Raw genomic sequence first — 8,110 nt, 5'->3', positions numbered from 1 at the left:
CCTCGGTTTCCCAACGCCGCCATGATTGTCGGAACTCGCTCAATGGGTTTGTGATGCCCATTATCACCGAGGAAAAGGATTTCGAGCCTTCGGCCAGTTTGGGCGAATATGCTCGAAAAAGAGAGCATGAGTGTTAGAAATAAAACGATTTTTTTCATTTGATTTTTAATTGGATAAGGCGTTAAAATTATTCGTCCCAAGAAATATTTTCTAAGAAATCGAATACATAACGTTCATCATATTCGACTTCAAAAACTTCTAAAAACTTGAGGTACTCTTCTCTGAATGTGTGTTTTTTGTGATGTTCTTCTTGGTTATTAATGTATTTGATAACAGTATCAATTTGAGAACGACTGTACGAAAACGCTCCGTAACCTTTCTGCCATTTAAAGGTGCTTTTAGAAAAGTTTTCTTTTATAAATTTATTAGAAGAAGTTTTAATTTCTTCAACAAGATTTGAAATAGTAGTCGAAGGATTGTGTCCAACAAAAATATGTACGTGGTCAGGCATTCCATTTATGACCAACGGTTTTGAACCTAAATTTTTAATAATTCCTCCCATGTAGGCATACAATTCATTTTTCCACGCCTTTTTAATTACATTTTCACGCCCTTGCACTGCAAAGATGATATGAATGTAAATTTGGGAGTAAGTATTAGCCATTATTAAATGTTTGTTTTTAACAACGTGATTTTATTTCGGTGCGACGCACCTTAAAATTTGTTGAGGCATCTATTTTTCTACAAATATTTAGGTGCTATGCACCAGTAAAACGATGTTTCAAATAGCGGCAGAGCCGCAAAATATTTGTAGAAAATACCGACCAAAACCAATTTGAGCCTAAATTTTTAATAATTCCTCCCATGTAGGCGTACAATTCATTTTTCCACGCCTTTTTAATTACATTTTCACGTCCTTGCACCGCAAAGATGATATGAATGTAAATTTGGGAATAAGTATTAGCCATTATTAAATGTTTGTTTTTAACAACGTGATTTTATTTCGGTGCGACGCACCTTAAAATTTGTTGAGGCATCTATTTTTCTACAAATATTTAGGTGCTATGCACCAGTAAAACGATGTTTCAAATAGCGGCAGAGCCGCAAAATATTTGTAGAAAATACCGACCAAAACCAAACTTTAAGGTGCATCGCACCGAAATAACCTTTTAGTATTTACTTTGTTTTTGCCCAAAATAAATTGCCTTAGGAATTAAAACTCCGGCAAATAAATAATCTCGCCACCTTTCATGGCCGACTCGTGAGCCAAAATTCCAACCGATGTCCAGTTGGCCGATTGTACGGCATTCGGGAATGGGTCACGGTCTTCGATGAGTGCCGAAATAAACTCATGAGCCAAATGCGGGTGCGAGCCACCGTGTCCGCCACCTTGTGCAAAACTTAGGTGCGTGTTGTCGTCGTGGTCATACACGCCTTTTCCTGTGAAAGATTGAATTTCTTGCGGAAGCAAGTGTGCATAATCAGGCGTTTCAACCTTTTCTGGAATTTCTGGCTCAGGTTTTTTTGCGGTGTGAATTACGTTTGGTTCGTTTTCAATCAACGCCCACTCGAAAGATTTTTTCGAGCCGTAAACCTCAAAACTTTCACGGTATTGACGAGCTACATCAAATAACGAACGATAAACGTAAGCACTTAAATCGCTATTTTTGAATTTTATGTGTGCGGATTCAACAGCGAATGGTGAATTATGTATTTTTATCAAATCTTCCGAAATGGTTCCCGAGCCAAAGCACGAAACGTATTCGGCTTCTAATCTCAATAAACCAGCCACTGGCCCAACGCAGTGCGTAGCGTAGTGCATCGGTGGCAAACCTGGCCAATAGTCAGGCCAGCCTTCCATGTCTTGTTGGTGCGATGCTTTTAAGAATTGTACTTTTCCGAGTTCGCCTTTTTCGTATAATTCTTTCACAAACAAAAACTCACGGGCATAAACTACGGTTTCCATCATCATGTATTTCTTGCCAGTTTCTCGGCAAGCGTTTACGATGGCTTTGCAATCTTCCACCGAAGTAGCCATCGGAACTGTACAGGCTACGTGTTTTCCTGCATAAAGAGCTTTCAAAGTTTGTTCGGCGTGGTTCGGAATTGGCGAATTGATATGTACCGCATCAATATTTGGGTCTTTCAATAACTCGTCATAATCCGAATAGCGAACATCAACCCCAAAAGTATCTCCGATTGCGTTGAGTTTTTCAACGTTTCTTTGGCAAATAGCGTACATATTTGCGTTTGGGTGACGTTGATAAATTGGAATAAATTCTGCTCCGAAGCCAAGTCCAACGATGGCTATGTTCACCCCCTTCCCCCTAGAGGGGGTATTTTCTAAATTATTCATTTTATTTATAGAGTTATATTTTAATTTTTAAAGTTCGAATATGACAGTTCCCCTTTAGGGGTTAGGGGTTTTTAAGAATGCTAAACTATCTTTCATTAATTGTTCTTCTGAATCAAACATTTTTCGCCAAATATTGGCCGCTGGAAGCTTCATGCTGAATGCTTCGATGCTTAGCATGCCATCATAATTGATTGATTGTAGGGCGGCTAAAATTTCAGTAAAATCAATTCGGCCTTTGCCAAGCGTACTGCGGTCGTTTTCCGAAAGTTGCACATGAACTATGTGTTTGGCCAATTTCTTGATGGCTTCGGTCATTGATTTTTCTTCGATATTGGCATGGAAAGTATCAAACATTATCTTGCAAGCAGGGTGATTGATGTCTTCGACCAAAGCCAAAAGTTCGTCCGACGACGAAACCAAATAACTTTCAAAGCGATTCAAATATTCGAGTCCGAGCGTGATGCCCATGCTGTCGGCGTATTCTGCCAAATCCCAAAGATTTTCTTTTGCCCAGAGCAATTCTTCTTTGGTTGGTGGCACGCCCGTAAAAACGCCCAAAGCTGAGTGAAAAGGCCCCGTAAGTAAATCCGAACCCAAAATCATAGCACAATCAATGGCACGTTTGTTTCGTTCCAAAGTTGCTTTACGCATCTCGGCATCAGCACTGATTTGATTGAAATCTGGTCCGTTTATCGTTACAGCGATACGTTTCAGGTCTAACTCGTCTAATTTTGCTCGCCAAGAATACCATTTTTCTGGATTTACATCGAAGATTGGAATCTCCACACCATCAAATCCAATTTCCTTGATCTGTTCTAAAACTGGAAAAAGGTCTTCATTAATTTCTGTTCCCCATAAAAGGAGATTCATTCCGTAGGTCATAAGCACCCTAACACCCCCCCGCCCCTAAAGGGGAGCTTTTTTTTATACGGAGCTATTATTGGTTAAAAATAATAATACAAATTTATCGTAATAAAATTATATAAAGTGTGCTTTGATTTACTAATTTTGACTGTATTTTGATATTTAATAATATTTATTTCAATATTTATGCAAAAAAAGTGTTTATAAGAGAAAGCCTTTTTTCATAAAGTAATCAGAGAAGTAGAAGCTCCCCTTTAGGGGCGGGGGGGCGATTGGGGCTATGAAGTTACTAAAAAAAACACTCGGAAGTCAGGTTTATTCGTTTGAAGTGCAGGAATTGCGTCAATCTCATTTTGATTCGAGTTGGCACTTTCATCCTCATTATCAACTATTTACAGTTTTTGAAGGAAGTGGTACTCGCTTCATCGGTGATGATATTCAGCATTTTGAAGCGGGCGATACTGTTTTTTTAGGGCCAAACGTACCGCATCTTTGGCGGAATGATAAAGCCTATTTTGAGCAAAATTCGGGTTTGGAAACGCACGGAATTGTGGTCTATTTTACGGAAGATTTCTTGGGGAATAATTTCTTTGAAAAATCAGAGATGCACCGCCTCAAGCAACTCCTACAAAATGGGCAACGTGGAATGGACATCGTGGGCAAAATGCGAGAAAAAATCAGAGAAGGTTTGGTTGAGCTGAACAAACTCGAAGGTTTTGAGAGAGTTTTGAAACTACTTTCGATGCTACACGAGCTTTCTCAATCGCTTGATTATGAGTTTATTACGAGTTTGGGTTATGTGAATATGCACAAGGTTTCAGAAACCGAACGCATGCAAAAAGTGCATGATTATGTGATGAAGCATTTCAAAGAAGAAGTCCGATTAAGCGAATTGGCATCGCTCGTGAGCATGAGTGATGCGGCTTTTTGTAGGTATTTCAAGAGCCGAACCAATAAATCTTTCTTCGATTTTATTGCCGAAATTCGAATCGGTCATGCCTGCAAATTACTGCACGAAGGCACGCTCAATGTTACACAAATTGCCTACGAAAGTGGCTATAATACTATCTCAAATTTTAATCGACAATTTAAGGCAATCGTCGGGAAATCGCCATTGGTTTATCAGAAAGAATATCGTCGAGATTGAAAGTTTTGTGTTGTTGACCCAAAAGCTTTTTTTAAAACTAAAACGATGTATTCTAAAATATTTTTTTAATATTAATTTATTGAAAAATAATTTTTTAAAAAGACTTGAAAAGAAAGCCTTCCTAGCTTAATATTGTAGTATAATTCAACCCCGACCATTTTTCAATTCAACAAAACTCTTCTTTAGTTCTATGAAAAAAGTTCTTTTTTCGGTGCTTAGTTTTGCCTTTCTCAATCTAAATGCCCAAAATACGCCCTTAAATCTTATTCCGCAGCCCGTTGAGGTATCGCAAAGTGCGGGAAGTTTTGCTTTCACCGCCAAAACAACTATCAGTTATAACAAAGCCGATGCAAGCGGTGTGGCCGAAATGTTGGTGCAGAAATTGAGCGTGCCAACGGGCTTAGCTTTAAAAGCCCAAGAAGGAAAAACTGGTATGATTCAACTCAATTTGAATGATACTCCGAATGCCCAACTTGGCAAAGAAGGCTATACTTTTGAGTCAACACCGAAAGGCGTTGTTATTTCGGCCAATCAAACTGCGGGTTTGTTTTATGGAATGCAAACTTTGCTACAACTTTTACCGAAAGAAATTGAAAGTAAGTCAGTTACGAAAGCTACGTGGGCGATTCCTGCCGTAAAAATTACTGATTATCCACGCTTCGGTTGGAGAGGAATCATGCTTGATGTAAGCCGTAATTTCTTCACAAAAGCCGAAGTGAAAAAATACATTGATGATATTGCTCGCTTGAAATATAATACTTTTCACTGGCACTTGACTGATGATGAAGGTTGGAGAATTGAGATTAAATCTTTGCCTAAACTAACCGAAGTAGGAGCGTGGCGTGTGCCTCGTGCTGGTCATTTTGGTGAGCGTGATGTGCCAAAAGCGGGCGAAAAAGCAACCATAGGTGGTTTTTATACGCAAGAAGATATTAAAGAAATAGTAAAATATGCTCAAGAACGCAATGTAACGATTGTTCCTGAAATTGATGTCCCAGGGCATAGTATGGCGGCAATTGCGGCGTATCCAGAATTGAGTACTACCAAAAATCCGAACACTTTCGTCAATCCAGGGGCAAAAATTGCCGATTGGTTTGGTAATGGAACTTTCAGGCTAAATTATGAAAATGCCTTGAATCCTGCCGACGAAAAAGTATATGAGTTTTTGGATAAAGTAATGACCGAAGTGGCGGCACTTTTCCCAAATCAATATATTCACGTGGGTGGTGATGAGTGCTACAAAGGTTTTTGGGCGGCCGATGCTGGTTGTCAGGCTTTGATGAAAAAATTGGGTATTCGCCACGTTGAAGACCTTCAAGGATATTTTATGAATCGCTTGGAAAAAATATTGGCGGCAAAAGGTAAAAAACTTATTGGTTGGGACGAGATTTTAGAAGGTGGAATTTCGCCAAATGCAACCGTAATGAGTTGGAGAGGAGTAAAAGGTGGAATTGAAGCGGCACATCTTGGGCATGACGTGGTGATGACACCTACTACGTTTGCCTACTTAGATTATAACCAAGGTGATAATTCTATTGACCCTCCAATTTATGCGGGTTTGCGAGTGAGTAAATCATACAGCTTTGAGCCAGTGCCAGATGGCGTAGATGCCAAATATATTTTGGGCGGACAAGGGAATCTTTGGAGCGAACAGACGCCAACTTTACGCCATGCTGAGTATATGACATATCCACGAGCATGGGCACTGTCGGAAGTGTATTGGTCGCAGAAATCGGCTAAAAACTGGGATAATTTCAGCAAACGCATGGAAGCTCATTTCGACCGTGCAGAGGTTGCCGAATTGGGTTTCTCGAAAGCGGTTTACGATGCGATTATCACACCAAGTATGAAAAACGATAAGTTAATACTCGAATTGGGTAGCGAAATTTCGGATTTGGATATTTTCTATTCGATTGACGATTCGATGCCAGATAAATTTTCGCCGAAATATTCAACTCCAATCGAACTGCCCGATGGCCCAATTACGCTTCGTGTGATTACCTACCGTGCAGGAAAGCCAATCGGTCATTTGATTACTTTGAAACGTGCCGAATTAGAACGCCGAGCTGGGAAGTAATTATCTTATTACCACGGAGGCACGGATTACACAGATTAACACAGAGAGCATGCTCCATGCTAATCTGTGTAATCCGTGCCTCTGTGGTTGAAGGCCTTCATAAAATCACTTGCCAAATAACTAATTAATTTGCCTGTTAAAGTAGAAGCCTGACCAGTAGCTAATTGTGTTGCCCCTTCACAAATATGCAAATAAGCAACATCAGTTAAAGTAGCGGTTTGGTAAATATATTGTCGGGCTTGCGTTGAAGAAATTCCGCAAGGAGTCATGGCACTTGAAAGTACATTTTCTACACAATCGAGGTCGAGTTCGATGCCCGTTGGGGCGTTTTTTGTGAAATCAATAGCTTGCAGAATAGCTGCTTTGAAAGTCATTTTTTCTCTCAAAAAAATATCCTCCAAAAACGAAAAATTAATGTTAGAGTTCTGCGAAATTTCATCAATAATCGCTTCTGAATTATAATTTTCATGAAGCCCGATAATAGCATATTTTAATAAAAATCCTTCGTCAAAAGCATATCGAAAACCATTGCCACTATGTCGGCCTTCTTGTACTCTAAAATCAGAGTGAGCATCTAAGTTTATGGCGTTGATAGCTTGTTTTTTTGTTTGAGAAACTCCCTTAATTATTGGGTAAGCATTGTTATGTCCACCACCAATTATGATTGGTATTTTCTCCAAACTCACTATCTCAGAAATCGCTTTAACTACTTCATTATCAATTACTTCAACGCTTTCTGAATTGACTTTTAAATCATCGAAAGAAAGACAACCATAAATGCCAACTTCAGCACCCGAAAGCATTTTTGTACTTTGAATATTCAGAAAAGCATTCAAAAAACTCTCCCAAGCAGTGTGCGTGCCACCAACTCCCCGATTTACTCGTACACCAATATCTTCGGCAATGCCAAGAATGACGAATTTCACTTCATCGGCTTGCCAATTACGGTTGATTTTTTCGCCCAATTTTGTTTCACCCATTCGGATTTTAATGATTGAGTTTAAATCGTTTGGTTGATATGTTTTTTGGTTTGGCATAGATTCAAATTGTTATTGTTTGATAACCAAAAGTTGCAAAAATTTAGAACGCAGATAACGCTGATTTTCAAACGCAGATAAACGCCGATTTAAAAATCTGTAGAAATCAGCGTTGCCTGCATGGCAGCGGCCAACTGTCCGCATTATCAGCGTTCCAATTGCATTATTAACCTGTAATAACTTTATTATGAAAATTCCCCTCTAATCATCACTTTATCAATCAAATTTTCTCCAAATGAATAAGGAAAATAAGCCAATGATGGTATGGGTTTGGTGAAAATTAAGTTGGCCAATTTTCCTATTGTGATGCTCCCGACTTGCTCTGAAACTTCCATGGCATAAGCCCCATTCAGTGTTGCGGAATTGATGGCTTCTTCGGGCAACATTTTCATTTGAATACAACTCAAAGCAATCAATAATGGCATATTTCCGCTGGGCGATGAACCTGGATTAAAATCACTTGCCAGTGCCAGTGCAACATTAGCATCCAGCATTTGTCGAGCGGGTGGATATTGCATTCGCAAGAAAAATGCGGCCGATGGAAGGAGTGTACCAATGGTGTTTGAATTGCTCAGACAAGCAATTTCTTCATCGCCCATTGTTTCCAAATGGTCAACCGAAATGGCTTG

Annotated in this window: 7 protein-coding genes; 2 read left to right on the top strand and 5 right to left on the bottom strand. The window is 39.4% G+C overall.

Annotation, left to right across the window (positions count from 1 at the left end; translation table 11 throughout):
- Positions 1 to 187: 187 nt before the first annotated feature.
- The 3 genes from tnpA to ACOVO2_RS05510 all read right to left on the bottom strand — a co-directional run bounded on the left by tnpA (position 188) and on the right by ACOVO2_RS05510 (position 3,226).
- Positions 188 to 664 (bottom strand): IS200/IS605 family transposase, encoded by a 477-nt coding sequence (tnpA, locus tag ACOVO2_RS05520; protein ID WP_421769001.1) that lies wholly within the window; start codon positions 662 to 664, stop codon positions 188 to 190.
- 549 nt (positions 665 to 1,213) lie between these two features.
- A complete protein-coding gene (locus ACOVO2_RS05515; RefSeq protein ID WP_421769000.1) occupies positions 1,214 to 2,356 on the bottom strand; it encodes a Gfo/Idh/MocA family protein in 1,143 nt (380 codons plus the stop codon).
- 54 nt (positions 2,357 to 2,410) lie between these two features.
- A complete protein-coding gene (locus tag ACOVO2_RS05510) occupies positions 2,411 to 3,226 on the bottom strand; it encodes a sugar phosphate isomerase/epimerase family protein (protein ID WP_421768999.1) in 816 nt (271 codons plus the stop codon).
- 274 nt (positions 3,227 to 3,500) lie between these two features.
- On the opposite strand from ACOVO2_RS05510, the gene ACOVO2_RS05505 reads away from it, so the two are divergent.
- The gene (locus tag ACOVO2_RS05505) at positions 3,501 to 4,367 is read left to right on the top strand and encodes an AraC family transcriptional regulator (protein ID WP_421768998.1); all 867 of its coding nucleotides are present in this window, start codon (positions 3,501 to 3,503) and stop codon (positions 4,365 to 4,367) included.
- Positions 4,368 to 4,557: 190 nt separating this feature from the next.
- Positions 4,558 to 6,444: a beta-N-acetylhexosaminidase gene (locus ACOVO2_RS05500; RefSeq protein WP_421768997.1), complete on the top strand. Its 1,887-nt coding sequence runs from the start codon at positions 4,558 to 4,560 to the stop codon at positions 6,442 to 6,444.
- Between the two features lie 59 nt (positions 6,445 to 6,503).
- On the opposite strand, the gene ACOVO2_RS05495 is transcribed toward ACOVO2_RS05500, so the two are convergent.
- Positions 6,504 to 7,481 carry a formimidoylglutamase gene (locus ACOVO2_RS05495; RefSeq protein ID WP_421768996.1) on the bottom strand — a complete coding sequence of 326 codons (978 nt, stop codon included), beginning with the start codon at positions 7,479 to 7,481 and terminating at the stop codon, positions 6,504 to 6,506.
- A 185-nt stretch (positions 7,482 to 7,666) separates the two neighbouring features.
- A partial coding sequence (locus tag ACOVO2_RS05490) for an amidohydrolase family protein (RefSeq protein ID WP_421768995.1) occupies positions 7,667 to 8,110 on the bottom strand: 444 nt, incomplete at its 5' end.

It is taken from the genome of Emticicia sp. (genome assembly GCF_049241225.1).
Lineage (GTDB): Bacteria > Bacteroidota > Bacteroidia > Cytophagales > Spirosomataceae > Emticicia.
Note: the sequence above shows the minus strand (reverse complement) of the source record. Positions and strands in the feature narration are given on the sequence as shown.

Excerpts from the sequence above, each read along its gene's own strand:
- tnpA (WP_421769001.1), bottom strand. The coding sequence starts at position 664 with ATGGCTAATACTTACTCCCAAATTTACATTCATATCATCTTTGCAGTG.
- ACOVO2_RS05515 (WP_421769000.1), bottom strand. The coding sequence starts at position 2,356 with ATGAATAATTTAGAAAATACCCCCTCTAGGGGGAAGGGGGTGAACATA.
- ACOVO2_RS05510 (WP_421768999.1), bottom strand. The coding sequence starts at position 3,226 with ATGAATCTCCTTTTATGGGGAACAGAAATTAATGAAGACCTTTTTCCA.
- ACOVO2_RS05505 (WP_421768998.1), top strand. The coding sequence starts at position 3,501 with ATGAAGTTACTAAAAAAAACACTCGGAAGTCAGGTTTATTCGTTTGAA.
- ACOVO2_RS05500 (WP_421768997.1), top strand. The coding sequence starts at position 4,558 with ATGAAAAAAGTTCTTTTTTCGGTGCTTAGTTTTGCCTTTCTCAATCTA.
- ACOVO2_RS05495 (WP_421768996.1), bottom strand. The coding sequence starts at position 7,481 with ATGCCAAACCAAAAAACATATCAACCAAACGATTTAAACTCAATCATT.